The organism is Antarctobacter jejuensis, assembly GCF_052266595.1.
In the GTDB taxonomy this organism is placed as follows: domain Bacteria; phylum Pseudomonadota; class Alphaproteobacteria; order Rhodobacterales; family Rhodobacteraceae; genus Antarctobacter; species Antarctobacter jejuensis.
On sequence record NZ_JBQQXJ010000016.1, the window covers coordinates 68,684 to 93,726 of the forward strand.

Here is a 25,043-nt window from a genome sequence, read left to right on the forward strand (position 1 = left end):
TCAACCAACAGCCAAAAGCGAGTATGCTTCATGACTGATTCCCTGCCGATGCCGGTGACGGCGCCCCTGACCTCGGCCCAGCGCACACAACTGTTCAACCTCGTCCGCCGCGCCGCCAAGGCCGAGATCATGCCGAGGTTCCGCAAACTGGGGACCCATCAGATCGGCGAAAAGACCGGCCCGCAGGACATCGTCACAGAGGCGGACACCGCCGCAGAGGCGATGATCACCCGCGGCCTGCAGCGGTTCTTTCCCTCCGCCGTGATCATCGGCGAAGAGGCGGCATCCTCCAATCCCAAGCTGCTGGACAAAATCGCCGATGCGGAACTGTGTTTCACCATCGACCCGATCGACGGCACATGGAACTACGCCAAGGGGCTTGCGGTGTTTGGCGTCATGGTCTCTGTCCTGCGCTTTGGCCGCCCGGTCTTTGGCCTGCTCTATGACCCGGTGCTGAATGACATCGTCTGGGCCGATGCGGAACACCCCGCGCAGATGCAATTGCCGCGCCGCGACCGTCGTTTCGTCACCACAGACCATGATCAGCACAGGCCGCTGGATCAAATGAACGGCTTTGTCCCGCTCTTCTTGCTGCCAGAGGACAAGCGCCCGCAGGCCGCGCAGGCGATGCTGAAATTCGGCCGCATCTGGTCCTTGCGCTGTGCCTGCCATGAATTCCGCACGCTGGCGCAGGGTGAGGTGGATTTTGTCCTCTTTGGCAAGCTGACCGCCTGGGATCATCCCGCCGGTGTCATCGTCGCGCGTCAGGCCGGTGGCCATGTCGCCATGCTGGACGGAACGGAATATCGCGGCGACGCCACCTCGGGCATCCTGCTGGCGGCCAGCGACAAGGACACATGGGACCGCGTCGCGCAGGTGTTCGATTTCCTCGTCGATACACCCCCGGTGGAACAGACCCCGCCGCCAGAGAAAAACGCCTTTCCCGGCGAACTGGCCGTCGACAGCGACGCCTGATCCCGGCACCGGGCCCACGGACAGGCGGGGAACACCCCCCGCCGGTCTGCCAACCGCTACTTCACCTGCTCCAGAACGACGCCCCCGCCCCGCTCGATCAGCTGATAGTCCTCGGCGTTGGCAAACAGCGGCACCACAGCCTCTCCCCGCGCCTCATCGGCATAGACCCGACGCCACCCCGACAGCCTGCCCCCATCGTCGTAGATGGCATGATCCGTCCAGTCCGCCGACCAATACAGCACCGGATCGGCGACCTCCTCCGTGTCACCCGCCCTGTAATCGATGCTTTCCAGCCGCAGCTCCCCGTCGGGGTCCCGGAAATAGACCCGCGTCTGATGCGCCGGAAAGGCGATGGACACGATGGACGGCGCGCTCAACTCTCGCCCGTTGTCGGCAAAAACCGCGATATCCACCCGAGAGGTCCGGCGCGTTCCCGATTTCGCGTTCAGCCCCCGTGGAATGTCAAAGGGATCGTGCCAGTCCACCGTGACCCGCGCGGTCCGGCCATGGGGCGACTGGGGCGTGATCGTGACGCGCTCCGGATCGCCCTGCAACAGATGCCATGAATACGAAACCGGCATGCCCATGGGCACCTCGGTGTCCTCGACCGAAACCACCATCTCGCGGCGCCCCTCGAACCCGCGCCAGATCCGCGCCACGGCTGCGGGGGTATCGAACAGCACCTCATCGCGTTGCGCCAGCCCGGCAGCGCGTTGAAAACCCTCCTCGACCACGCGGAGACGCACCAGCGGCAGGACATATTCCGGACGCAGAGAGGCCGCATGGGACACCATCCTCACCGGCCGCAGTTCCTCTTTGGTCAGGACCGGCCGCTGCGGCACGAAGCCGAAATAATCCTCTCTCGATTGGACCGAGGTCAGGTTTCGCCGCAGGATGTACTGCAGGGTCGGCGCCACCAGACCCCGCTCTTTCAGCGCGGCCAGCGTATCCGGGGGAAAGGCGGCCAGCGTCGCGGCGATCGCCTTCAGAAACGGCTGGTCGGAACCGGACGACCCCTGGCTGACAACGTGATAGGGCCAATGCGCCGGATAGCGGTCGATATGGTCGTAATCGCGGTGCTCGGGGTACACATAGATATGGTTGTTCAGATACAGCCGCGCGCTGGCCGCCGCCCCCGAGGGAGAGGTCATCGCCATGCGCGTCAGACTGCGCTTGTAGAGCCCCGCCGTCACAGCGGTGGAGGAATTGCCAAAGACAACCGCCGGATAGAGGATCATGCCCGCCAATCCGTAATCGCTGCTCTTGAGCCGCATCTCCGACCCATAGGCAATGTGGCGCAATCGCGGGAACAGCTCCGGGGCCAACAGCGAATGTTTCCGGTCGCGGTTGTCGTAGAGGATCCCCTGAAACCCGTTGGCGATCCCGCGCGCCCCAAGGCTGCGCAACAGCCTCAGCGCCGGGTCTTTCCCATCGTCCTGCACCAGCGGCAGGGACATGTCGGGCGGCGGCACCTCTAGGCCCGAGGCGGTGAATCCCCCCTCCGGCAAAGGCTTCAGATCCCACATGCGGACGGTCAGGTTCTCGGACCACAGGCAGGTGGGCAACAGGGCAAGGCAGACTGGCAAAAGAAGCCGCGCGAACTGGTCTCTCATGACGGGCCGTCTTGCTCCTTTTCCCCGGGGCAGCAACATCCTCTGCCCTTGGTACAACACTTGGCCCCGGCTGCATACGGGGGGTCGCCGCGATCCCTCCCGCGTCTGGTGTCCTTGGCAAAGGCATGCATCCCCACGGCTCCGTCCGGCACCCCCGACCACGGCACAGGCCGTGATGACGCCACCGTTCGATTGATTGCGATCAAGGCGCCTGTCGCGACCAAGTGTTACCAAAAACCAATTTAACAGCATTTCTTTCACCGCAATCAATGCGAAGGAGATCCGTTATGGCTGACGCCAACAGGACTGACTGGGACGCAATTGTCATCGGTTCCGGCATGGGCGGCATGGCCGCCGCCGCCGCGCTGTCGAAGGCCGGGCACAAGGTGCTTCTGCTTGAGCAATACCAGACCCTTGGCGGCCTGAGTCACAGCTTCACCATCGAGGGATTCACTTGGGACGCGGGCATCCACTACCTCAATCATGTCGCCCCGGAAGATCGCGAGCGCCACATCCTTGACTGGCTGTCGGAGTCGCCGATCGAGTATGCCTCGATGGGCACCATCTTTGACAACCTGCATATCGGTGACGCGCCCCCCCTGTCCTTGTCCCGCCCCTACGAGGCGCAGGCGCGCGATCTCAAGGACCGGTTTCCGGACGAGGCAGAGGCGATCGACGCGTGGACCGCCGCGTTGAAGGAGGGCCGGGAAGCGGTCAGGAAAGTCTCCCTGACACGCGCGCTGCCCGAAATAGTCGGCACCGCGCTGAAATGGTGGCACAGCAATGCCATCGAGCGTTGGTGCAAGCGGACAACGCAAGAGGTGATCGACGAGATCACCGACAACCCCGACTTGGCGGCCGCCTTCGCCGCGCAATGGTTCGACCATGGCGGCAGGCCCGGCAAGGCAAGCTTTGCGATGCACGCGCTGATCACGGGGGGCTATCTGGAAAGCGGCGCCTGGTATCCCAAGGGCGGCGGCGCAACCATTGCCGAGCATATCCTGCCGACGATCACAAAAGCGGGCGGCGAAGCGAGGGCGAACACCAAGGTCGAAACCCTTCTGATGGAGGACGACCGGGTCGTCGGCGTGCGCACCGCGCAGGGCGAGGAAATCCGGGCCGATGCGGTGATTTCGGATATCGGGGCGCGCGAGACGGTGAACCATCTGCTACCCGCCGATTGCGGACATCAGGACTGGATCGACGAAATCCGCAGCCTGCCGCATTCAGTCGCCCATTTCAGCCTGTTCGTGGGATTTGAGGGCGATATCGAACGCGTCGGGGCGACCCGCTCGAACCATTGGATTTTCCCGGGCGGGGCGGTCGACGTCGTCTGGACCGATGCGCCTGACACCCCGCCGCCCGGCATGTTCGTCTCCTTCGCCTCGCTGAAGGATCCCGCCCATGACCCCGGCCCTTCAAAGAAATACGCAGGGGAAATCGTCGCCTGGGCCGACTGGTCGGTGGTGGAAAAATGGGCCGATTTGGCGCCGGGCGCGCGGGGCAAAGACTACCAGTCGTTCAAGTCAAAGGTCGAAGACGCGCTCTTTGAACAGTTCAAGGCGTACTTCCCGGAACTGGCTGAGCTTGTCGTGTTCCGCAATCTGTCGACGCCGCTGACGACCCGGGCCATCACCGGGCATCACAAGGGCGCATTCTACGGAATAGACACGACGCCCGAACGATTGATGAGCGACGCGCTGCAAATCCGGACGCCTGTTCCGGGTCTCTTCCTCGCCGGTCAGGATGTCCTGACCCCCGGTATCCCCGGGGCACTCTGGGGCGGTGTGCTGGCTGCGGCGACCATCGATCCAAAGCTGTTCCGGCACTTGCCGGGTTAGGCCGGGCGACTGCCATGTAACGGGATTTAGGGGGGAGCTCATCATGCGGCCGATATTCTGGGCCTGTCTCGCCGCCACGCTTGCGGCTTGGCTGATCATGACTCTCTGGACGGTTCCAAGAATCGAGGAGATATCCGGCGGGTTGCGCCTGCTGGATATGCGGTTCACCGGGTATTCCGTCGACGAAGCGCGAAACTTCGTCGCCGCGATCGGTGCCGAGGGCACGGCGCTCTATCTCGGTGCGCAATATTGGCTCGACATGGTTTTCCCGCCGCTTCTGGGTGCGGTCCTTTTCCTGTTCTATCGCTGGCTCTTCCCCGGCTGGCCGGGTCTGTTTGTCGGCTTGGTATCGTTGACCTACGTCGCGGCGGATATCCTCGAAAACTTGGCAATCGCCGCGATGCTGCGCGCCGGGGCCGATGGCATAACGCCCCAGATGGCGGCCACGGCCAACCAATGGACCACGACAAAGTGGAGCCTGGCGCTTGTCGGCTTGGCAATGCTGATCATCGGCATCGCCCTGCGCCTGCGCCGGCGCTGGCTTGCGGCCTAGGATGCGCCACCTTCAGGAAGGGTGAACCCCGCTATGCGGGCATTTGCAAAACCAGAAACGCCCCCCGAAAGGTTCTTCGGAAGGCGTCTGTTCAACGTGGCATCACGACCTGCAAAGGGCTGGGGCAAGGCCCCGTCTCCCGCCGCGCTTTTCCGCATCAGGTCTTAACGATTGGTAAAATCGCCCTTGTAACCCCTTGATTCTGCATTCCCCCTAAGCTGTCCACGCGTGGACAGCCCTATTCGGCGGCCTCCGCATAATCGCTCATCGGCGGGCAGGTGCAGACCAGATGCCGGTCCCCATAGACGTTGTCCACGCGGTTGACCGGCGGCCAATATTTATCCACCCGGAACGCCCCCGGCGGGAAACACCCCTGCTCGCGGCTGTAGGGCCGGTCCCAATCCCGGACCAGATCCTCCATCGTGTGCGGGGCCAGTTTCAGCGGGTTCACCTCGTGGTCCATCTCACCGTTCTCGATCGCGCGGATCTCCTCGCGGATCGCCAGCATCGCGTCGCAGAAGCGGTCCAGTTCGGCCTTGGTCTCGCTCTCGGTCGGCTCCACCATCAGGGTGCCCGCCACAGGCCAGCTCATCGTCGGCGCGTGGAAACCCGCATCCATCAGCCGCTTTGCGATATCCTCGACCGTCACCCCCGCCGATTTCTCAAACGGGCGGGTATCAAGGATGCATTCATGCGCGACCCAGCCCTTGCCGCCGCGATAGAGCACGTCATAGGCGCCCTCCAGCCGCTTGGCGATATAGTTGGCGTTCAGGATCGCCACCCGCGTCGCCTGCGTCAGCCCGCCGCCGCCCATCATCAGGCAGTAAGACCAGCTGATCGGCAACAGCGAAGGCGACCCGAACGACGCCGCGCTGACCGCGCCGCCCTCTTCGTCCAGCGGATTGCCCGGCAGATGCTCCACCAGGTGCTGCTTGACCCCGATCGGCCCCATGCCGGGACCGCCGCCGCCATGTGGAATGCAAAAGGTCTTGTGCAGGTTCAGGTGGCTGACGTCCCCGCCCAGATCGCCGGGGCGGCTCAGACCCACCATGGCGTTCATGTTGGCCCCGTCGATATAGACCTGCCCGCCATGCTCATGGGTGATCGCGCAGACCTCCTTCACGGTCTCCTCGAACACGCCATGAGTGGACGGATAGGTGATCATGCAGGCGGCCAGCGCATCGGAATGCTTTTCCGCCTTGGCGCGGAAATCCTCGATGTCGATGGATCCCAGTTCGTCACATTTCACCGCGACCACTTTCCAGCCGACCATCTGCGCCGAGGCCGGGTTGGTGCCATGCGCGTTGACCGGGATCAGGCAGACATTCCGCCCCCCCTGCCCGCGCGCCACCTGCCAGCGCCTGATCGTCAAGAGCCCGGCGTATTCGCCCTGCGCGCCAGAATTCGGCTGCATGGAAATCGCGTCATAGCCGGTGATCTGGCACAGCTTGTCGCTGAGGTCGGCGATCATCTTGGTGTACCCCTGCGCCTGATCTTTCGGCACATAGGGGTGGATCATCGAAAACTCGCGCCAACTGACCGGCATCATCTCTGCCGCCGCGTTCAGCTTCATCGTGCAGGAGCCCAGCGGGATCATCGCCCGGTCCAGCGCCAGATCGCGGTCGGCCAGACGCCGCATGTAGCGCATCATCTCGGTCTCGGCGCGGTTCATGTGGAACACGTCGTGCTGCAGATAGGCGCTCTGCCGGATCAAACCCTCGGGCAGGCGGTATTCCGACTCTGCCGGATCATCCTTTTTCACCAGCCCAAAGGCGCGCCAGACCGCCTCGATGGTCGAGGGGCGCGTGCGTTCGTCCAGCGTGATGCCGACGCGGGTCTTGCCCACCCGGCGCAGGTTCAGCCCCTGCTGCACGGCGGCCTGAAGGACCCCGCGCTGCAACAGCCCCACATCCACGGTGAGCGTGTCGAAATAGGCCGACGGTTCCACCTTGAAGCCCGCCGCCTCCAGCCCCTTGGCCAGCCGCACGGTCTTGCGGTGGATGCGCTGCGCGATGGCGCGCAGCCCCTTGGGTCCGTGGAAAACCGCGTAGAACCCGGCCATGACCGCCAGCAAGGCCTGCGCGGTACAGACGTTCGATGTCGCCTTTTCGCGGCGAATATGCTGTTCACGCGTCTGCAGGGAGAGGCGATAGGCGCGGTTGCCGTGGCTGTCGATGGAAATGCCCACGATCCGCCCCGGCATCGCCCGCTTCATTTCATCCCGGCAGGCCATGTAAGCGGCGTGTGGCCCGCCATAACCGACCGGCACGCCAAACCGCTGGGTGGATCCGACGGCGATATCCGCCCCCATCGCGCCCGGCTCCTTCAGCAGGCACAGCGCCATGGGATCAGCGCTGACGATCCCGATCGCCTTGGCGGCGTGCAGCGCCTCCATCTCGGCGGTAAAATCCCGCAGGTGCCCGTGGGTGCCGGGATACTGGAAGATCGCCCCAAAAACCGTTTCCGGGTCCAGATCGTCGGGCGAGGCGACGATCACCTCGATCCCCAGCGGCTCTGCCCGCGTCTTCATCACCGCGATGTTCTGCGGGTGGCAGTTCTCATCAACGAAAAACGCCTTGGCCTTCGATTTGGCCACGCGCTGCGCCATGGTCATCGCCTCGGCACAGGCGGTCGCCTCATCCAGCAAAGAGGCGTTGGCAATCTCCAGCCCGGTCAGGTCGCAAACCATGGTCTGAAAGTTCAACAGCGCCTCTAGCCGGCCCTGCGAAATCTCGGGCTGATAAGGCGTATAGGCCGTGTACCACGCCGGGTTTTCAAGGATGTTGCGCTGGATCGCGGGCGGCGTGACGGTGCCGTGATAGCCCTGCCCGATCAGAGAGGTCAGCACCTTGTTGCGGTCCGCCACCTCGCGCAGTCGATAGATCAGCTCACGCTCGGACAAGGGCTTGCCGAAATCCAGCGGCGTCTCCTGACGGATCGCCTTGGGGACCGTCTCGTCGATCAGCTGATCCAACCCGGACACACCAAGGGTGCGGAACATTTCCGACATTTCCTCGGGCGAAGGGCCGATATGCCGGCGGTTGGCGAAATCATAAGGCAGATAGTCGATCGGTTCGTAGCTCATCGCACACCTCTTCCGAACACCGCGTCAGGGCTTCTTCTCTTTCCAAATACTGCCGGGGGAGTCCGCCAGCGGCGGACGGGGGCAGCGCCCCCTCCCCAACCGGAAACCCGCGCCAACCCCGGCGCGGGCACAGGGCGGGGTTGCCCCCGCCGTCCGGATCACGAGATGAAGTTCTTGTAGGCCTTCTCGTCCATCATGTCGTCCAGCGCCGACAGGTCCTCGACCTTCATCTTGAAGAACCACGCATCCCCTTCGGGATCCTCGTTGATCTTGCCCGGCTCCTCGACGATGGCCCCGTTCACCTCGACGATTTCTCCGTCCAGCGGGGCAAGGATGTCCGACGCGGCCTTGACCGATTCGATCACCACGACCTCGTCATCCTTGGTCACTTCGCGGCCTTCCTCGGGCAGTTCGACAAAGACGATGTCGCCCAATTGTTCCGCCGCATGTGCGGTGATGCCCACAACAACCAGATCGTCTTCGATTTCCAGCCATTCATGCTCTTCGGTGAATTTCATCGTGTACTCCCTGTTTCACCGTTTGAATCCTGCCGGGACAAAGGGCAGTTTGGCCACCCTTACCGGCACGCGCTTGCCGCGCAATTCGCCCCAGAGGGCCGTGCGGTCCCCGGCGCAGCCCGCTGCCACATATCCCATGGATACCGGCCCGTTGACAGAGGGACCAAAGCCGCCCGATGTCACATGGCCCACCTCTGTTCCGCCTTCTTCGGCGTCAAACAGGACCACACCCGCCCGCAAGGGCGCGCGTCCCTCCGGCTGCAGGCCCACTCGCTTGCGCGCGGCCCCATTTGCCATCTGCTCCAAGATGCGGGCGTCGCCGGGAAACCCGCCCGCCCGCGCGCCATCCGCGCGGCGCGCCTTGGAAATGGCCCAGCCCAGACCACCCTCGATCGGGGTGGTGCCGCTGTCGAGGTCCTGACCATAAAGGCACAGCCCCGCCTCCAGCCGCAGGCTGTCCCGCGCGCCAAGGCCAATCGCTTCGACCCGCGCATCTGACAGCAGCGATTTGACCAGATCGACGGCAGCGGCATTGGGCATCGAAATTTCGAACCCGTCCTCGCCGGTATAGCCGGAACGCGAAACCCAGCATTCCGCCCCGGCAATCGGCAGCGTCTCCACGTCCATGAATTTCATGTCACGCACCGCAGGGCAGTGTTCGGCCAGAACGGCCTCGGCCTCTGGACCCTGCAGGGCCACAAGGGCGCGGTTTTCCAACAGTTTGACGGTGATTCCCTTGGGCTCCAGCGTCGCGCGCATCCGCGCCACGTCGGCGTCTTTGCAAGCGGCGTTGACGACAAGGAACAGGTGATCGCCCCGGTTGGCGATCATCAAGTCGTCCTCGATCCCGCCTTCGTCATTGGTGAACAGGGCATAGCGCTGCCGCCCCTCGGCCAGACCAACCACATCCACCGGCACCAGCGTTTCCAGCGCAGCAGCCACATCCGGCCCGCGCAGGATCACCTGCCCCATGTGGCTGACGTCGAAAAGGCCCGCAGAGGCGCGGCAATGCAGATGTTCCTTCAGCACGCCCAGCTTGTACTGCACCGGCATTTCGTACCCGGCGAATCCCACCATTTTTGCGCCAAGCGCATGGTGCACTTCGTTCAGCACGGTTGTCTTCAGTTCGGTTGCGTCGTCCGCCATGCGCTCCCTTTCCCCGAAGCACGCGGCGTTCGGGCAGTCCCGGCGCGGACCTCTTCCGCGCCTCCACTGCCCCCTCTGTCCTTTCGCCTGAGATCGTTATCCCTTCGGCGGACGCACATCGGCGCCTCTCTCCAGAGTCCGTTCCCTTCGGGGTCCTTTGGCCTGAGCGTTTCCGGGGCGGTTGCGCCTTCGGCACCGAAGCGACCTGTGCGGCCTCCCGGTTCTCCCGTCGAAGTTGGCGAGACGCTAGTCGATCACTTCAGCCTTGGCAAGCGTACCCTTGCGCGGATTTTCGGTGCAACCCTCGGGTGCCATGATATTCAGCAAAAGGGGGTTGTCACAGACAAGCGCATCCAGCGTGATCGGGTCCAGCGTTTCGTAAAACGCATTGGCGGCCCTGGTCAGGGCGGACCGCAGGCGACAGGCCTCGGTCAGCGGGCAGGTGTTGTCCACATCGCCGAAACATTCGACGATCGGCACCGGCTGTTCGAGCGCCCGAAACACATCGCCGATGACGATATCTTCGGCAGGACGGCCCAGTTGCAAGCCACCGTTGCGCCCGCGCTGCGTGTGCAGAAAGCCGAGCTGCGCCAGTTGATTGATGATCTGCGCAAGGTGATTTTCCGACGCATTGCACCGCTCTGCGATCTCATGCTTCGTGACCAGCCGTCCGGGATGCGCCGCGCAATACATCAGCACCCGCATTGCAATGTTGGTTCGCTTCGTGACTCGCATGACGACCTCCCAATGGCACCAAAGTCCCCTTGTTTTTTCGCACGAATCCCAAATCAGGGGTTTGACTTGCATCAATCGCGGCAAATATTCGACATATGTTGCATACCTATTTCTTCGGCTACGGCTCGCTGGTGAATCGCGCGACCCACGGCCACGCCCCCGTCCACCCCGCCACCCTCCGCGGCTGGCATCGTGCATGGCGCGCCGTCCCGGAACGCGCGCTGTGCTACCTGACCGCTGTCCGCGACCCGAACGGGTCTATCGACGGGTTGATCGCCCCGGTCCCCGGTGACAGCTGGGCCGAACTGGATCGCCGCGAAGGGGCCTATGAGCGTCACGCCGCGACACACGCAATCGACCACGAATCCGACGCCCAGGAGGTCGTTGTCTATGCCGTCGATCCGGCCCGCCACAGCCCGCCGGGGCCGGACAACCCGATCCTGCTCAGCTATCTGGACGTGGTGGTCGCGGGCTATCTGGCGGAATACGGACCCTCCGGCCCGCAGCGGTTTTTCGAGACGACCCTGGGCTGGCAGGCGCCCATTCTGGATGATCGCAACGCGCCGCGATATGCCCGCGCCCGCCCCCTGACCGATGAAATCCGCACCCTGACCGATGCCGGTCTGGATGCGCTTGGCAGCCGGATCATCAGCGCCGCAGATTGAACAGCGCGTGCTGGCGGCCCTGCCTGCTGAACGGATCGCGCTCTGCCCGTTCCGGTTTGCGGATCACGCGTTCGGCCATGGTCCAAGCCACCGCGCCAAAGACCACGCCGCCCGCCGCCTGTCCGATCAGCACCCCCTGGGCACCAAGAACAGAGGCCCCGAAGATGATGAAAGGCACGGTGCCCAGCGTGTGCCGCCCCCAGTTCACCCAAGTGGAGTAGAACGGATGGCCAAGGTTGTTGAAGGCCGCGTTGCAAACAAAAATCACCCCGTTGAACGCCCAGGCCAGTGCCAGCGGTCCGCAGAACAGGAACACCAGTTCCCGCGCCAGCCCATCCAACCCGAACAGCCCGGCAATCGGCCCCCGCAGCACAAACAGCACAACCGCCACCCCGACCACGTAGAGCGCCACGAAGATCAGCGCGGCCTGAAAGGCCCCGCGCACCCGGTCGTTCCGACCCGCCCCGAAATTCTGGCCGATGATCGGCCCCACCGCCCCTGACAGCGCAAAGATCACCGCAAAGGCCAGGGGCGTCAGCCGCCCGACGATGGCCATGCCCGCCACGGCGTCTTCGCCGTATTCCGCCATTGCGCGGGTGACAAAGGCCTGTCCCACCGGTGTCGCCAGCTGGGTCAGGATGGCGGGCAAGGCAATGCCCAGGATCGGCGGGAAGTCCACCTTGAACTCGTCCCGCGTCGGCCGGTCGAATCCTCCGTACAGCCGCACCACGGGAGCCAGCGAAAACCACGCGATTGCCAGCCGCGCCGCGACACTGGCCAGTGCCGCACCGGTCAGCTCCAGATCCAGACCAAAGATCAGGATCGGGTCCAGCACCGCATTCACCACTCCGCCCGCGATGGTCGCCAGCATCGACCGCCGCGCATCGCCATGCGCCCGCAGGATCGCCCCGCCAATCATCCCCGCCACCAGCACGGGCAGCGTGGGCACGATGATCCGCAGGTATCCCACGGCCAGCGATGCCGTTTCTCCACCCGCGCCCAAGAGCGCCACCAGTTGCGGCGTGAACACCCAGACAACGGCGGCGAACCCGGCGCCAAAGATCGTGCCGTAAAAAAGCGCCGTCGCCGCCCGGCGAGAGGCCATATGCGCCTCTCCACTGCCCAGAGCGCGCGCCACCAAGGCCCCCGCCGCAATCGCCATGCCAATGCTGAAGGAGGTGGTGAAGAACAGGATCGACCCGGCATAGCCGATCGCCGCCGCCAGCTCGGCCTTGCCCAGCATGGCGATAAAGATCATGTCGATGAAATCGACGGCGAAGACCGCCATCAGCCCCAGAGAGGCGGTCAGCGACATCACCGTCACATGCCGGAACAGGCTGCCGTCCAGAAATACCGCTTTGTCTGCCATGGCCTGACTCCTTGTCATGGGCTCAATGCCGCAGCGCGCGCCCCTTGCCCACCCTCGTCCACCCAGATCGGGCGATCATTGCAACTCCCGGGCGACATCGGCCACGATTTCCGCAACGCGGTGCAGGCGCGCGCTCAAAGGGCGGCCCTTGCGAACCACCTGCCACAGGCCAAGATACCGGCGGTGCGGCAGGTCGGCGATGCTCAGGGCGTCGCGTCGCGGAAAGGCATCGACCCCGCTGCGCGGCAAGAGGGTATAGCCGATCCCCCGCGCGACCGGTTCCGGGATCTGGCCGATCTGGTTGATCGTGGTGCGCAGGCGCAGCCGGTCGGCCCCCTGAAACGCCTTTGGGAAATTCTGCGAAAACAGATCGTCGGCATAGGCGTATCCATCAGGGTGCGCGACGAAGCCCAGCGCATCCAGCCGCGCAAGGCTCAGATCCTGCGCAGACATGTCCTTGGGCAGCAGAAGGCACAGCTCCTCCTGGCCAAGGTGGGTCGCCTCCAGCCTGGGGTGCGCCGGGTCCTGCCCGACGATGCCAAGATCGAACCGGTTGTCCAACACACCTGAAAGCACCCGCGCCTGCGGCGCCGCCTCAAGGTGAAGATTGAGCGCAGGTGCCTCGGCCATCAGGGCCAAAAGGCGGGGATATAGCAGCAGCGCGAAACTGCCCGAACAAGCCAGCCGCACCTCGCCCGCCTCTGGATCATCCGTGGCGATCCGGTCCAGCAGGTGCCGCTCTTCCTCGCGCCGTTTCTGACCCAAGGCAAAGATCGCCTCACCTGCCTCAGTCAGGGAAAACCGCTTGCCCTCTTGTGCGATCAGCGCCTTTCCCACCTGCCCTTCCAGCTTGCGCAGGTGTTGCGAGACGCCGGGTTGCGTCATGTTCAACCGCTGCGCTGCGCGGGTGAAATGCCCGGTTTCCGCAAGCACGGTGAAGGTTTCCAGCCAAGTGGCGTTCAGCACAATTCATTCCATTTCATTATGAAAATGATGCAAAACGATAATTTCACAAACGGGGGCGCGCCGTCCATCTGTTTCGGGAACAGACAGGACAGGAGTCCCACATGACCACGACCCCCCGCACCTTTTCCCACATCGGCCTGTCGGTGTCCGATCTGGACGCCGCCGTGACATTCTACTCAGAGGTGTTCGGATTTTACGTGCTGATGCCGCCCAGCGAAGTGACCGAAGATGACAGTGCCATCGGTCAGATGTGCACCGATGTTTTCGGCCACGGCTGGACCCGTTTGCGCATCGCGCATCTGTCCACAGCGGATGGCACAGGTATCGAACTGTTCGAATTCAACGGAAACGAACCGCCGGAGGACAATTTCAAATTCCGCCGCCACGGTACGTTTCACTTTGCGATTCAGGATCCCGATGTCGAAGCTCTGCTGAAAAAGATAGTGGATGCGGGCGGCAAACAGCGAATGCCCGTGCGCGAATACTTTCCCGGAGAAAAGCCCTATCGCATGGTCTATGTCGAGGATCCGTTCGGCATCATTTTCGAACTCTACAGCCACAGCTATGAGCTGACATATTCGGCGGGTGCCTACGCCTGAAAAAAGGCCCTGCATCCGAGGGGGATGCAGGGCCAGATCTTATCAGAGGCTGCCGGGCTTCTTCTGCAACAGCGGCATCACATCGGCCATCTCTGGCCCACGCTCGCGGCCCGTGACCGCCTTGCGCAGGGGCATGAACAGCTTCTTGCCCTTGCGGCCCGTCGCCTCTTTGACTGCTGAGGTCCAGTTGCCCCATGTCTCACCGGTATAGGGCGGCTCGCCCAGCATGCCGAAGGCCTGCGTGACGAATTCGGTATCCTCTTCCTCCACCAGCGGCGCGGCCCCGTCGCGGAACAGCGTCCACCAGTCGCCGATGTCCTTGCGGGTGGTGATGTTCTCACGCACCACGGTCCAGAACGGCCCGGCCAGATCGTCCGGCACGCCCAGCGCACGCAATTCCTCGGCCACGACGGACAGGTCCAGCCCGTGCAGCTTTTTCGCGGTTAGCGGATACAGGTCCTCGACGTCAAATTTCGTCGGGGCCGATCCGAACTGCGACAGCTCAAAGCCCTCGGCGATCTCATCCAGTGTCAGGCGCAGTTCCACCGGCTGCGACGATCCCAGCCGCGCCATCAGCGACAACAGCGCCTCGGGCTCGACGCCAGCCGCGCGCAGATCACGCAGCGACAGGGTGCCCAGACGTTTGGACAGCGATTCCCCCTGCGGCCCGGTCAGAAGCGAATGGTGGGCGAAGTCCGGCACATGGCCGCCCAGCGCGCGGATGATCTGGATCTGCGTGGCGGTGTTGGTGACGTGGTCATTGCCGCGCACCACATGGGTCACGCCCATCTCAGTGTCATCGACGACAGAGGCCAGCGTATACAGGAACTGACCGTCCGCCCGGATCAGAACCGGGTCGGAAATCGAGGCCGCGTCAATCGACACATCCCCCAGAATGCCATCGGCCCATGTGATCCGTTCCTGATCCAGCTTGAACCGCCATACGCCATCGCCACGTTCGGCGCGCATCTTGGCCTTGTCCTCATCCGACAGGGCCAGCGCGGCGCGGTCATAGACCGGCGGCTTGCCCATGTTCAGCTGTTTCTTGCGCTTGAGGTCCAGTTCCGTGGGTGTTTCCCACGCCTCGTAGAACCGTCCCATGTCGCGCAACTGCTGCGCCGCCGCCTCGTAGCGGTCCAGCCGCAGCGACTGCCGTTCGATCCGGTCCCACGTCAGGCCAAGCCATTCGAGATCCTGCTTGATCGCGTCGACGTATTCTTCTTTCGACCGCTCCGGGTCGGTGTCGTCGATGCGCAGGATGAACTCGCCGCCGGTCTTGCGGGCGATCAGGTAGTTGAACAGCGCGGTGCGCAGGTTACCGACGTGAATATAGCCGGTGGGCGAGGGCGCGAAACGGGTGACGGTCATCTGGGGGCCTCCAGTCGGGCTGACAGGGCGCGGTGTTTTCACAAGGCGGCTGATTTGTCCAGTTCTCGCGCGGGGAACACTGGTCCGGGGATCGGCCCGGTGCTACGCAAGGCACATCAGCGGTCCATTTCACCGCCAAGGAAGCGCCCATGTCCGAGATTCTCACTGTTACCCTGAACCCGGCCCTTGATCACGCCACCCATTGCCCGGAAGTCATTGCCGGGCCAAAGCTGCGCTGCGGCCCGGAAACCGCCGAACCGGGGGGTGGCGGCGTCAACGTAGCCCGCGCGGTGGTGCAGCTGGGCGGTCATGCCCGCGCGCTGGTGGCGCTGGGTGGCCCCAACGGTGAGGCGCTGGGGAATATGCTTGAGGAACGCGGGCTGGACCTGATCCGCTATCCCGCCCCCGGCCCCACCCGGCAGAGCTTTTCCGTCACCGACGATTCCACAGGACAGCAATACCGCTTTGTCCTCACCGGCCCGGAATGGACCGACGGACAGCTTGACGCAATGCTGGACGCGCTGGCCGCACAGGCGTCCGAGGGCGCGCTGATCGTTCTGTCGGGCAGCATGCCGCCCGGCTGTGCCCCCGGCTGGATCCCCCGCGCCTGCGCCCGTCTACAAGGGCGGCGCGTGGTCATCGACACCTCTGGTGCGCATCTGCATTATCAGGCCGCAGCCCCTCAGCCCGCGCCCTATGTCCTGCGCATGGACAGCGCCGAGGCCCGCGACCTGTCTGGCCACGATTTGTCCAGCCGCGCCGACAGCGCCGCCTTTGCCGAGGACCTGCGCAGCCGGGGCGCGGCAGAGATCGTCATCATTGCGCGCGGCGCGGATGGCTCTGTCATGGCCACGCCCGAGGGCAAATGGTTCGCCTCTGCGGCCAATGAAACCGTGGTCTCTGCCATCGGCGCGGGCGACAGTTTCGTCGGCGGCTTTGTCCGTGCGCTGGCTGCGGGCGAACCGGCGCCCAAGGCATTGCGCCAAGGTGCGGCAGCGGCTGCAGCGGCGGTGCTCAGCCCCGGAACGCAGCTTTGCCTGCCTGACGACTATGCAACCATGCTGAAACAGACCGAACTGGCACAGATCTGATCCGAAATGCGGCTCTTTATTGCTCTGCCCCTGCCGGAAGAGGCGCGCGATGCGCTCGACGCCTTGCAAACGCGCTTTTCCGCAGGCCGCCCCACCCCCTACGACAACCTGCACCTGACACTGGCCTTTCTTGGCGAGCAGTCCGAAGAGACCGCCGAGGCGGTTCATGATGCCCTTGAAAGCCTGCGAGCCCCGGCGCCCGTGCTGACCTTTTCCCACGGCGCGGTCTATGGTGGCCGTCACGGTCAGGCCGTCGCCATCGAGGCCGAGGGCGGTGCCGCCCTTGCCGACCTGCAAAGCCGCATCCTGTCCCGGCTGCGTTCCGTCGGCGTCACACCGGACCGCCGCAGGTTCCGGCCCCATGTCACGCTGTCCCGGATAAAGGGCCAGACCGATGCGTCGCCGCTACTGAACACGCTGACCGGCGTCACGCTTGGCCCCTACACCTGTCCCGCTTTTGCGCTGTTCGCGTCGCACCTGTTTCGCGACGGGGCCGTACATGACGAACTGGCCCGCTACCCCCTGGACACCGCATGAGCGATACGCAGCGTTTCTACGATGTTGCGGCCCGCACCATCGAGGGCTTTCCGGCCCCGTTCCGCAACCTCGCGCGGGAGGTGGTCCTGCAGGTGGTCGACTGGCCGCCGCAGGACATCCTGCAAGAGATGCAGATTGACGATCCTCTGGATCTGACGGGACTGTATGACGGTGTGCCGATGACCGAAAAGAGTCCCTCTTACCCGTCGCCCTACCCGGACACGGTCTGGCTGTTCCGCAGGCCGATCCTTGCTGAGCATGACAGCCGGGGCGATATCGATCTCGATGATCTGATCGCCCATGTGACGGTGCATGAATTCGCCCATCACTTTGGCTGGTCCGACGCGGATATCGCAACAATCGACAAATGGTGGGAGTAGGCTGACCCGCCGCGGTCGCTGCAAACGGTCCCGGCGCACCACCCGATCACTGGCTGTTGCCAGCTTGAAGGCCGCACCGCCAGCACCTACGGTAAGGGACAAATACGTTACCGAGGGCCGGCCATGACCACGACCACCATTCGCCAAATCATCGGCGACCGCCCGCTGCATGCCATTGCACCGGACAGCACCCTGCGCGCCGCCGCCCACCTGATGGCCGAAAGAGGCGTCGGTGCGGTTGTCGTCCTGTCGGATGATCGCCTGCTGGGCATCCTGTCGGAACGGGACATTGTCTTTCGCGCCGCGGCTCAGGGTCTTTCGCTGGAAGACACCACTGCCGCCGACGCGATGACACCGGATCCTGTGACCGTCGACATCGACGCTGACCTTGCGGCCACGTTGAGGGCACATCTGGGCACCGAGTTCCGCCATATGCCCGTGATGGAACAGGGCCGCACCGTCGGTCTGCTGTCCTATCGGGACGTTCCTTCGGAATACGTGATGCTCTACGAACGCTTTGTCGAAATGTCCGGCGCGCGCGCCGATCAGTCGGGCTGAACAGGCGGTACGACCGTTTCGACGACGCGGGACATGGTTTGATAGGCGAATTCCAGTGCCTCGACCGCCAGCGCATCGGTCGCGGCATCAAAGGACGCGACTTCCCATTTCACCGGCCACGCCCCTGCGATGGTCCAGGCGGCCATGTTCTTTCCATCGGCACCGACAAGCGTCAGTTTCATATCCTTCGGGGTAATCGGCTGGGCCAGCCCGCCCTCCAGCGTGGTCTTGATCCACTGGACCAAGGTCCCTTTGGTGGAGCCGAACAACCCGCGCTTGCAGACCAGATTGCCATGTTTCACCCGTCCGGGCAGCTTGTGCACAAACCGGTTTTCGCCCCCTTCCGTCAAGGTTTCGACCGCTGGTTGCGCCTCAAGGCCAGAAACCTCCCGAAAGCTGGCCTGGACCGCGTCGGACCCGGCCAGACGCAATTCGAACGAAAAGGCCGCCGGTGGGTAATAGTCGTTCATCTGCGCCTCCCTTGTCTGTCAGCTTAGGGTCAGGCCATCCGTCCCGCAACAAATGTCGCGTGGTGGCGCTCTATGCTGCCCAGGCCTTCAGGAATGCGCGATCCGGTGTCACACCCAGTCCGGGACCATCCGGCACCCGGACAAACCCGTCCTGTGTCGCCACTTGATCCATCAGGTTCAGAGGCTCTTCCAGCAGCTCGTCGCGAAACCGGTTATGGGTGGTATCGCATTCCAGCCAGGGCTCCCACGGATGCAGCCCGCCCGGCAAAGGCGGCATGGCGGCCAGCAAATGCAGGTTGGTGGCCACTGCCACCGCCGAACCCCACACATGGTTGATCACCGGCGTGAAATGCGCATGGCACAGCGCCAGAACCCGCAGGTATTCCGAAATACCCCCCAGCGCGCAGACCTCGGGTTGGGCAATGTCCAAACCGCGGTTTTCAAGGATGGCACGCCAGCCCCACCGCCCGAATTCGGCCTCACCGCCGGATATGTTCACCTTCAGCCCCGCACGCAATTCGCGGTAGCCGTCATGATCCTCTGGCGCGACCGGCTCTTCGAACCAGTAGGCGCCCAATTCCTCCAGCGCGCGCCCGACATGAAAGGCGTCCGACGTCGTGTAGCAATGGTTGGCATCCACCATGAACGGAAAATCGTCACCGATGCCGCGCCGCACAGCCTCGGCCAGCCTGACGTCGGCCTGCACACCCAGACCGACCTTCATCTTGGTGGCGGCAAAGCCCATGTCCCGGATCGCCGCGGCCTCGTCGCTGAACCGCGCAACATGGTCGGCCACGCTTTCGCGTTTCAGCATCATGCCATAACCATAGGCGCGGACCCGGTCACGATGCGCCCCGCCGATCAGCTTGTGCAACGGCAGGCCGGCCACCTTGCCGGCAATGTCCCACAAGGCAATGTCGACCCCGGAAAGCGCCTGCATCGGCATGCCTTTCTGCCCGTGATCGCGCAGCAGGTTGTAAACCCTGTGCCACAGCACGTCCCGGTCCAGCGGATCAGAGCCGAGCAACATGGGCTGGATCACCCCTTCGACGATGCCCTTGTTGGCGATTGCCACAAGCCCCGGACCGAAACATTCACCCCAGCCGGTCACCCCTTCATCAGTTGAAACCTCGACGATATGGGCGCTGCGCTTGGCATAATATTGCTGCGAATAGCCCAGTTCCTCGGGCAGGTCATAACTCAGCACATGGCTGCGAATGGCGGTGATTTTCATGGTGGCGTCCTCCCGAGGGGACCAGACACCAAGGCGGCCGAATGGGCAAGCGGCAGCCGCCCGGCGATGCGGGACGGTGGGCGGGGCGCCTTTGCGCGGCACGCGCAAACAGCGTCCGCCCCCGTCCCGCTCCGGTTCTGATTGTCAGCTGGGATCGCGCCAGCGGTTCACGATGGGATAGCGCCGATCCAGCCAGAACGCCTTTTTGGTCAGGCGCACGCCGGGCGCGGACTGAAACCGCTTGTACTCGCTGATATACAGCAGGTGCTCCACCTTCTTGGCATCCGCCCGGTCATAGCCCGCCGCCACGCAATCGGCGATGCTGCCATCACGGTCGACAAGGATTTCCAAAATCGCGTCCAGCACCGGGTAATCGGGCAGGCTGTCGCTGTCCTTCTGATCCTCGCGCAGTTCCGCGCTGGGCGGTTTGGTGATGATCCGGTCGGGAATAACCTCACCCTCCGGCCCCATCATCCACGGTCGGTGATTGGCGTTGCGCCAGCGGCAGGTCTGAAACACCCGCGTCTTGTAGAGGTCCTTGATCGGGTTATAGCCGCCCGCCATGTCGCCGTAGATCGTCGCATAGCCGACCGAAACCTCGGACTTGTTGCCGGTGGTCAGCAGCATCTCGCCAAACTTGTTCGACAGCGCCATCAGCAAGAGCCCGCGCAGGCGGCTCTGGATGTTTTCCTCGGTCAGCCCCGGCTCTGTCCCCGCGAACAGCGGCGCCAGCGCCTCCGTCACCGCCGCGCGCGGCCCGGCGATCGGCACAAAGTCGTAACGACATCCCAGCGCCTTTGCGCAGGCCTCGGCATCCTCCAGCGAATGCGAGGAGGTGTATTCCGACGGCAGCATCACGCAGCGCACGTTTTCAGGGCCCAGCGCGTCCGCCGCGATGGCCGCCACCAGCGCGGAATCGACCCCGCCCGACAGACCCAACAAGACCTTGGAAAACCCGGTTTTGCGCAGGTAGTCACGCACCGATTCCACCATTACGCGGTAATCCTGCTCCCATTCGTCGGGATGCACCTCGAACACGCCTTCCTCACAGTGCCAGCCCTCGGGCCCGCGCACCATGTCCACCGGCACCACGCATTCCTCGAAGACCGGCAGCTGCACCGCGATCTTGCCGCCGGGGTTCAGCACAAAGGATCCACCGTCAAAAACCTGATCGTCCTGACCACCCACCATGTTCAGGTAGATCAGCGGCAACCCGGTTTCGACCACCCGCGCGACCATGTGGTTCAGGCGCGTTTCCATCTTGTTGCGGTAGTAGGGCGAGCCATTGGGCACCAACAGGAACTCCGCCCCCGTCTCCGCCAGCGTCTCGGCCACGTCCTCGTGCCAGGCATCCTCGCAGATGGGCGATCCGATGCGCGTGTTGCCCACCGCGTAAGGGCCGCCGATGGGGCCGCTGTCAAAGATGCGCACCTCATCGAAAACCGTTTCATTCGGGAGATGGTGTTTCAGCACCCGCGTCACAACCCGGCCGCCACGGCAGATGAAATAGGCGTTGAACAGCTCCGTGCCCTCGACATAGGGGCCGCCGATGGCCAGCGCGGGCCCTTCGGCACACTCCGCCGCCAATTCGTCGATCTTGTTCATCGCGGCGGTGTAGAAGGCCGGCTTCATCACCAGATCCTGCGCGTTGTAACCGGTGATGAACATTTCCGGCAGCGCGACCATGTCGGCGCCCTGTTCGACCCCCTGCTGCCACGCGTGGCGCGCCTTTTCGGCATTGCCGTCCAGATCGCCCACAGTGGGATTCAACTGCGCCAGTGTCACGCGGAAACGATCGCTCATCGCGCTGCCCTTTCGATAACCTTGGCCCCCACATAGCAGACCCACGCCGGAGTAAAAGCCGCCAGCCCGGGCGGCGGGGCTTTGCCGTCTCCTCGGGCCTCCGGTGCCCTAGGGGCAAAATGCATTGCCCCCGGCCCCTACCTCCTCTAATTTCCGCCAAGGACACGACGCCTTAGACAAAAAACGGGATCCGAATGAACGCCGCAGCCCGCCTATTCCTCGCCGTCCCCTTCGCTCTTGCCGGTGCCGCCCTGGCGCAGGACGACGAGGTGGTGACCAAGCAGTACGATGACGGCGGCGTTTATGAGGGGACGTTCCTGAACGGATTACAGCACGGCACCGGCACCTACCGCCTGCCGAACGGCTATGAATATACCGGCGCATGGGTCGAGGGCGAGATCAAGGGTCAGGGCGTCGCGCGTTTTCCCAACGGATCGGTCTACGAAGGCCAGTTCGCCAAGGGCAAACCCGAAGGCAAGGGCAAGATCGTCTTTGCCGACGGCGGCACCTATGAGGGTCAGTGGCTGGACGGCAAGATCACCGGCACCGGCACCGCGATCTACGCAAACGGCGTCCGCTATGAGGGATCGTTCCGCAACGCCCTGCATCACGGCAAGGGCGTGATGACCGCGCCCAACGGCTATGTCTACGACGGCCAGTGGGTGAACGGGGTCAAGGAAGGCAACGCCAAGATCACCTATCCGGACAAGTCGATCTATGAGGGCCGCGTCGCCGATGGCGAACGCGACGGCAGCGGCAAGCTGACGATGCCGGACGGGCTGATCTACGAAGGCACATGGCGCGAAGGCCAGATCGACGGCGAAGGCAAGCTGATCCAGCCCAATGGCGATGTCTATCAGGGCCAGTTGGTCGATGGCCGACGCGAAGGGCGCGGCAAGGTCATCTACGAAAACGGTGACATCTACGAAGGCCAGTTCAACAACGATCAGCGCCACGGCCAGGGCAGCTTTATCGGCAAGGACGGCTATCGCTACGATGGTAACTGGATCACCGGCCAGATCGAGGGCAAGGGCAAGGTCACCTATCCTGATGGCTCTGTCTATGAAGGCGATTTCAAGGGCGACCTCGCCAATGGCAAGGGCAAGATCGTCTACCCGGACGGCGCCACCTATGACGGCGACTGGGTCGATGGCGTCATTCAGGGCAAGGGCCGCGCCACATATCCCAACGGGCTGATCTACGAAGGCACCTTCGAAAACGCGCGCAACAGCGGCTTTGGGGTCATGACCTACCCTGACGGGTACAAGTACGAAGGCATGTGGCAGGACGGTCAGCGTCACGGCAAGGGCAAGGCCACTTATCCGGACGGCACCGTCTATGACGGCCAGTTCCGCGAGGGACAGCGCCACGGCAAGGGTGTGATCGTCATGTCCTCGGGCTTTCGCTACGAAGGCGACTGGGTCCGGGGTGAGATCAATGGCGAAGGTGTCGCCCGCTACGCCAACGGCGACATCTACGAAGGCACCTTCAAGGACGGCAAGCGGCAGGGTCAGGGCACCATGCGCTATGCCTCGGGCGAGCAGGCCTCGGGCGAATGGATCGGCGGCGCGCTGAAATCCACCCCGGCTCCGGCCCCTGCGCCCACGCCGGAACCCACCGAACCGGCGGACAATTGATCGCCCGGTCAGTCACGACTGACCGCCGTCCCGATCACCGCCTCTTTTTGCTGGCCCGGCGGGGTGTTGCCCCTGTCGCAAGGCTCTGCGCCTTTCTCATCCTGACGTTATTCGCGCCACTGGCCCGCGCCCAAGAGGGCGAGCAGGAGGTGGTGCGCATCGGTGTGCTCGCCCATCGCGGTTGGGCCGAACAGGAGGCCGCATGGGGCCCGCTGGCCGACTATCTTCAGCCCCATCTTGGCAATCGCATCGCCCGCCTCGTTCCGGTGACGCTGACCTCTGCCGGACCGTTGGTGAAGGCCGGCGGGCTGGATTTCCTGGTAACCAATCCGGGCCATTACATCACCCTCGCCGAAACCTATCCCATGAGCGTTCTGGCCACCCGCAAGCGGCGTCTTGCGGACGGATCGCACGCTACGCAATTCGGTTCGGCCGTTCTGGTGCGCGCCGACAGCGATCTGACCACGCTGGCGGACCTGCGCGACACCCGTCTAGGGGCGGTTGCGCCACAGGCTTTTGGCGGGTTTCAGATGGCGTGGTTCGAGGCACAAGAGCAGGGCGTGGACCTGCTGAGCGACCCGGCAGAGACCGTCTTCCTCGGCTTTCCGCAGGACGCCATTGCGCGGGCGGTTCTTGACGGGCGGTTGCAGGCGGGGATCGTGCGCAGCGGGCTGCTGGAACGGTTGGAGGCTGAGGAAGCTTTGCCCAAGGGCGCGCTGAAGGTCCTGAATGCCAATGTTACCTACACCTATCCGGAAGCCGTCAGTACCCGGCTTTATCCTGAATGGCCCTTTCTCGCGCTTGCCGGAACCTCTGAAGAGCTGCGCGACACTGTGGCGCTCGCCCTGCTGCAAAGCTCTGACAGCGGCATGGCCGACACATGGGGCGCGCCGGTCAGCTATCATGACGCGCGGTCGCTGGCGGCCGCATTCGCCTCCCGCCAATCGGCATCGGCATCGGTGCCCTCCGGTCTGCCAGTCACGGTCTGGGCGCTGATCGCCTTCGGGGTGGCAGGACTGATTTTGGCGGTGGGGTTTGTCCTGCGTCTGAACACTCGCAGCACGCAGGAAAACGCTGCGGATACGGTCGCCGACGAAGTGCCCCTGACCCGGCGAGAGAGCCAGGTTCTTGCCCAGATTGCAGCTGGCCATTCGACCAAGGAGATCGCCGCCACCCTGGGGATCAGCCCCAAGACGGTGGAATTTCATCGCACCAACCTGCTGCGCAAGTTCGATGCCCGCAGTTCGGCACAGTTGATCGCCCGCGCCGGACACCTGAATCCCACCCCGGAAACCGAAACCTAGGGTTTACCCCGGGTCGAAACCGGCAGGAATCACAGGAAATAGCCGGGTATCTGCCCGCCTGCCGCCTGCGTCATCCTGATAGGCACCACAGGGCATCGCATCCCGTGGATCAGGGAGGAGACACATATGACCCATTTCATCCGGCTCATCGCCACGCTCGCGCTTGCCGTTGCGCTCTTTGCCGCGCCCGATTCCGCCATGGCGGAAGGCTATGGCAAACAGAAGGTCGTCTATCACATCAACTATCCCGGTGGCGACGGCAGCAAGGCGTACAAGGGCGCCATGCGCAACGTCCAGAACCACATCAACGCGGTCGGGGCTGAGAACATGGAAATCAAGGTAGTCCTGCACGGCAACGGCCTTGGCCTGCTGCAATCGGCCAAGGGGGACGACGCGCTACAAACCGCCGTGGCCAGCCTCAAGGGTCAGAACGTGGCCTTTCACGTATGCAATAACACCCTTCGCGGTCGCAAGATCGACTACCAAAGCGATCTCTATGACGTTTGGGAGGATGACATCGTCCCGTCAGGCGTGGCCGAACTGTCCAAGCTGCAGCAGATGGGCTTTACCTACATCAAGCCCTGACGCTTTCATCA

The 25,043-nt window shown here is 63.9% G+C and carries 23 protein-coding genes and 1 riboswitch; of the genes, 12 read left to right on the forward strand and 11 right to left on the reverse strand.

Annotation, left to right across the window (positions count from 1 at the left end):
- Positions 1-30 precede the first annotated feature (30 nt).
- Positions 31-975, forward strand: a complete 945-nt coding sequence (locus ACTXGA_RS19550) for an inositol monophosphatase family protein (protein ID WP_443396296.1) — start codon at positions 31-33, stop codon at positions 973-975.
- A 56-nt stretch (positions 976-1,031) separates the two neighbouring features.
- On the opposite strand, the gene ACTXGA_RS19555 is transcribed toward ACTXGA_RS19550, so the two are convergent.
- On the reverse strand, positions 1,032-2,588 hold the full coding sequence (locus ACTXGA_RS19555) for a hypothetical protein (RefSeq protein ID WP_443396297.1): 1,557 nt from the start codon (positions 2,586-2,588) through the stop codon (positions 1,032-1,034).
- Positions 2,589-2,875: 287 nt separating this feature from the next.
- Here ACTXGA_RS19555 and ACTXGA_RS19560 point away from each other — a divergent pair, with 287 nt between their 5' ends.
- A complete protein-coding gene (locus ACTXGA_RS19560; protein ID WP_443396298.1) occupies positions 2,876-4,429 on the forward strand; it encodes a phytoene desaturase family protein in 1,554 nt (517 codons plus the stop codon).
- 43 nt (positions 4,430-4,472) lie between these two features.
- Positions 4,473-4,982, forward strand: coding sequence for a hypothetical protein (locus ACTXGA_RS19565; protein ID WP_443396299.1), 510 nt, complete (start codon positions 4,473-4,475; stop codon positions 4,980-4,982).
- A 238-nt stretch (positions 4,983-5,220) separates the two neighbouring features.
- On the opposite strand, the gene gcvP is transcribed toward ACTXGA_RS19565, so the two are convergent.
- The 4 genes from gcvP to ACTXGA_RS19585 all read right to left on the reverse strand — a co-directional run bounded on the left by gcvP (position 5,221) and on the right by ACTXGA_RS19585 (position 10,466).
- The gene (gene gcvP / locus ACTXGA_RS19570; RefSeq protein ID WP_443396300.1) at positions 5,221-8,067 is read right to left on the reverse strand and encodes an aminomethyl-transferring glycine dehydrogenase; all 2,847 of its coding nucleotides are present in this window, start codon (positions 8,065-8,067) and stop codon (positions 5,221-5,223) included.
- A 158-nt stretch (positions 8,068-8,225) separates the two neighbouring features.
- Complete coding sequence (gene gcvH, locus ACTXGA_RS19575) at positions 8,226-8,585, reverse strand: glycine cleavage system protein GcvH (RefSeq protein WP_443396301.1); 360 nt, start codon at positions 8,583-8,585, stop codon at positions 8,226-8,228.
- A 15-nt stretch (positions 8,586-8,600) separates the two neighbouring features.
- On the reverse strand, positions 8,601-9,731 hold the full coding sequence (gcvT, locus tag ACTXGA_RS19580; protein WP_443396302.1) for a glycine cleavage system aminomethyltransferase GcvT: 1,131 nt from the start codon (positions 9,729-9,731) through the stop codon (positions 8,601-8,603).
- Between the two features lie 65 nt (positions 9,732-9,796).
- Positions 9,797-9,876, reverse strand: a riboswitch (glycine riboswitch).
- A gap of 101 nt (positions 9,877-9,977) precedes the next feature.
- Positions 9,978-10,466, reverse strand: a complete 489-nt coding sequence (locus ACTXGA_RS19585; protein WP_443396303.1) for an RrF2 family transcriptional regulator — start codon at positions 10,464-10,466, stop codon at positions 9,978-9,980.
- A 95-nt stretch (positions 10,467-10,561) separates the two neighbouring features.
- On the opposite strand from ACTXGA_RS19585, the gene ACTXGA_RS19590 reads away from it, so the two are divergent.
- Positions 10,562-11,131 (forward strand): gamma-glutamylcyclotransferase, encoded by a 570-nt coding sequence (locus ACTXGA_RS19590; protein ID WP_443396304.1) that lies wholly within the window; start codon positions 10,562-10,564, stop codon positions 11,129-11,131.
- Here the strand turns inward: ACTXGA_RS19590 and ACTXGA_RS19595 are convergent.
- A complete protein-coding gene (locus ACTXGA_RS19595) occupies positions 11,115-12,500 on the reverse strand; it encodes an MATE family efflux transporter (RefSeq protein WP_443396305.1) in 1,386 nt (461 codons plus the stop codon). The genes ACTXGA_RS19590 and ACTXGA_RS19595 overlap by 17 nt on opposite strands.
- 75 nt (positions 12,501-12,575) lie before the next feature.
- Positions 12,576-13,466, reverse strand: coding sequence for a LysR family transcriptional regulator (locus ACTXGA_RS19600; RefSeq protein WP_443396306.1), 891 nt, complete (start codon positions 13,464-13,466; stop codon positions 12,576-12,578).
- A gap of 101 nt (positions 13,467-13,567) precedes the next feature.
- Between ACTXGA_RS19600 and ACTXGA_RS19605 the strand changes: the two genes are divergently transcribed.
- Positions 13,568-14,065, forward strand: a complete 498-nt coding sequence (locus ACTXGA_RS19605) for a lactoylglutathione lyase family protein (RefSeq protein ID WP_443396307.1) — start codon at positions 13,568-13,570, stop codon at positions 14,063-14,065.
- 42 nt (positions 14,066-14,107) lie between these two features.
- On the opposite strand, the gene gltX is transcribed toward ACTXGA_RS19605, so the two are convergent.
- The gene (gltX, locus tag ACTXGA_RS19610; RefSeq protein ID WP_443396308.1) at positions 14,108-15,433 is read right to left on the reverse strand and encodes a glutamate--tRNA ligase; all 1,326 of its coding nucleotides are present in this window, start codon (positions 15,431-15,433) and stop codon (positions 14,108-14,110) included.
- Between the two features lie 149 nt (positions 15,434-15,582).
- Here gltX and ACTXGA_RS19615 point away from each other — a divergent pair, with 149 nt between their 5' ends.
- The 4 genes from ACTXGA_RS19615 (at position 15,583) to ACTXGA_RS19630 (ending at position 17,999) form a co-directional block, all read left to right on the forward strand.
- The gene (locus ACTXGA_RS19615) at positions 15,583-16,524 is read left to right on the forward strand and encodes a 1-phosphofructokinase family hexose kinase (protein WP_443396309.1); all 942 of its coding nucleotides are present in this window, start codon (positions 15,583-15,585) and stop codon (positions 16,522-16,524) included.
- Between the two features lie 6 nt (positions 16,525-16,530).
- Complete coding sequence (gene thpR / locus ACTXGA_RS19620) at positions 16,531-17,061, forward strand: RNA 2',3'-cyclic phosphodiesterase (RefSeq protein WP_443396310.1); 531 nt, start codon at positions 16,531-16,533, stop codon at positions 17,059-17,061.
- Positions 17,058-17,441 carry a metallopeptidase family protein gene (locus tag ACTXGA_RS19625; RefSeq protein ID WP_443396311.1) on the forward strand — a complete coding sequence of 128 codons (384 nt, stop codon included), beginning with the start codon at positions 17,058-17,060 and terminating at the stop codon, positions 17,439-17,441. The genes thpR and ACTXGA_RS19625 overlap by 4 nt, the downstream gene beginning before the upstream one ends.
- A 123-nt stretch (positions 17,442-17,564) precedes the next feature.
- Positions 17,565-17,999, forward strand: coding sequence for a CBS domain-containing protein (locus tag ACTXGA_RS19630; RefSeq protein WP_443396312.1), 435 nt, complete (start codon positions 17,565-17,567; stop codon positions 17,997-17,999).
- Here ACTXGA_RS19630 and ACTXGA_RS19635 read toward each other — a convergent pair.
- The 3 genes from ACTXGA_RS19635 to ACTXGA_RS19645 form a co-directional block, all read right to left on the reverse strand.
- Positions 17,987-18,469 carry a phage tail protein gene (locus ACTXGA_RS19635; RefSeq protein ID WP_443396313.1) on the reverse strand — a complete coding sequence of 161 codons (483 nt, stop codon included), beginning with the start codon at positions 18,467-18,469 and terminating at the stop codon, positions 17,987-17,989. The two genes, ACTXGA_RS19630 and ACTXGA_RS19635, sit on opposite strands and share 13 nt — an antisense overlap.
- Before the next feature lie 70 nt (positions 18,470-18,539).
- On the reverse strand, positions 18,540-19,703 hold the full coding sequence (locus tag ACTXGA_RS19640) for a mandelate racemase/muconate lactonizing enzyme family protein (RefSeq protein WP_443396314.1): 1,164 nt from the start codon (positions 19,701-19,703) through the stop codon (positions 18,540-18,542).
- Between the two features lie 144 nt (positions 19,704-19,847).
- Positions 19,848-21,506 carry an NAD+ synthase gene (locus tag ACTXGA_RS19645; protein WP_443396315.1) on the reverse strand — a complete coding sequence of 553 codons (1,659 nt, stop codon included), beginning with the start codon at positions 21,504-21,506 and terminating at the stop codon, positions 19,848-19,850.
- 194 nt (positions 21,507-21,700) lie between these two features.
- On the opposite strand from ACTXGA_RS19645, the gene ACTXGA_RS19650 reads away from it, so the two are divergent.
- From ACTXGA_RS19650 to ACTXGA_RS19660, 3 genes are all read left to right on the forward strand, one after another.
- Positions 21,701-23,143 (forward strand): MORN repeat-containing protein, encoded by a 1,443-nt coding sequence (locus tag ACTXGA_RS19650; RefSeq protein ID WP_443396316.1) that lies wholly within the window; start codon positions 21,701-21,703, stop codon positions 23,141-23,143.
- Positions 23,140-24,447: a PhnD/SsuA/transferrin family substrate-binding protein gene (locus tag ACTXGA_RS19655; protein WP_443396317.1), complete on the forward strand. Its 1,308-nt coding sequence runs from the start codon at positions 23,140-23,142 to the stop codon at positions 24,445-24,447. The genes ACTXGA_RS19650 and ACTXGA_RS19655 overlap by 4 nt, the downstream gene beginning before the upstream one ends.
- Before the next feature lie 126 nt (positions 24,448-24,573).
- Positions 24,574-25,032 carry a DsrE family protein gene (locus ACTXGA_RS19660; RefSeq protein WP_443396318.1) on the forward strand — a complete coding sequence of 153 codons (459 nt, stop codon included), beginning with the start codon at positions 24,574-24,576 and terminating at the stop codon, positions 25,030-25,032.
- Positions 25,033-25,043: the final 11 nt, after the last annotated feature.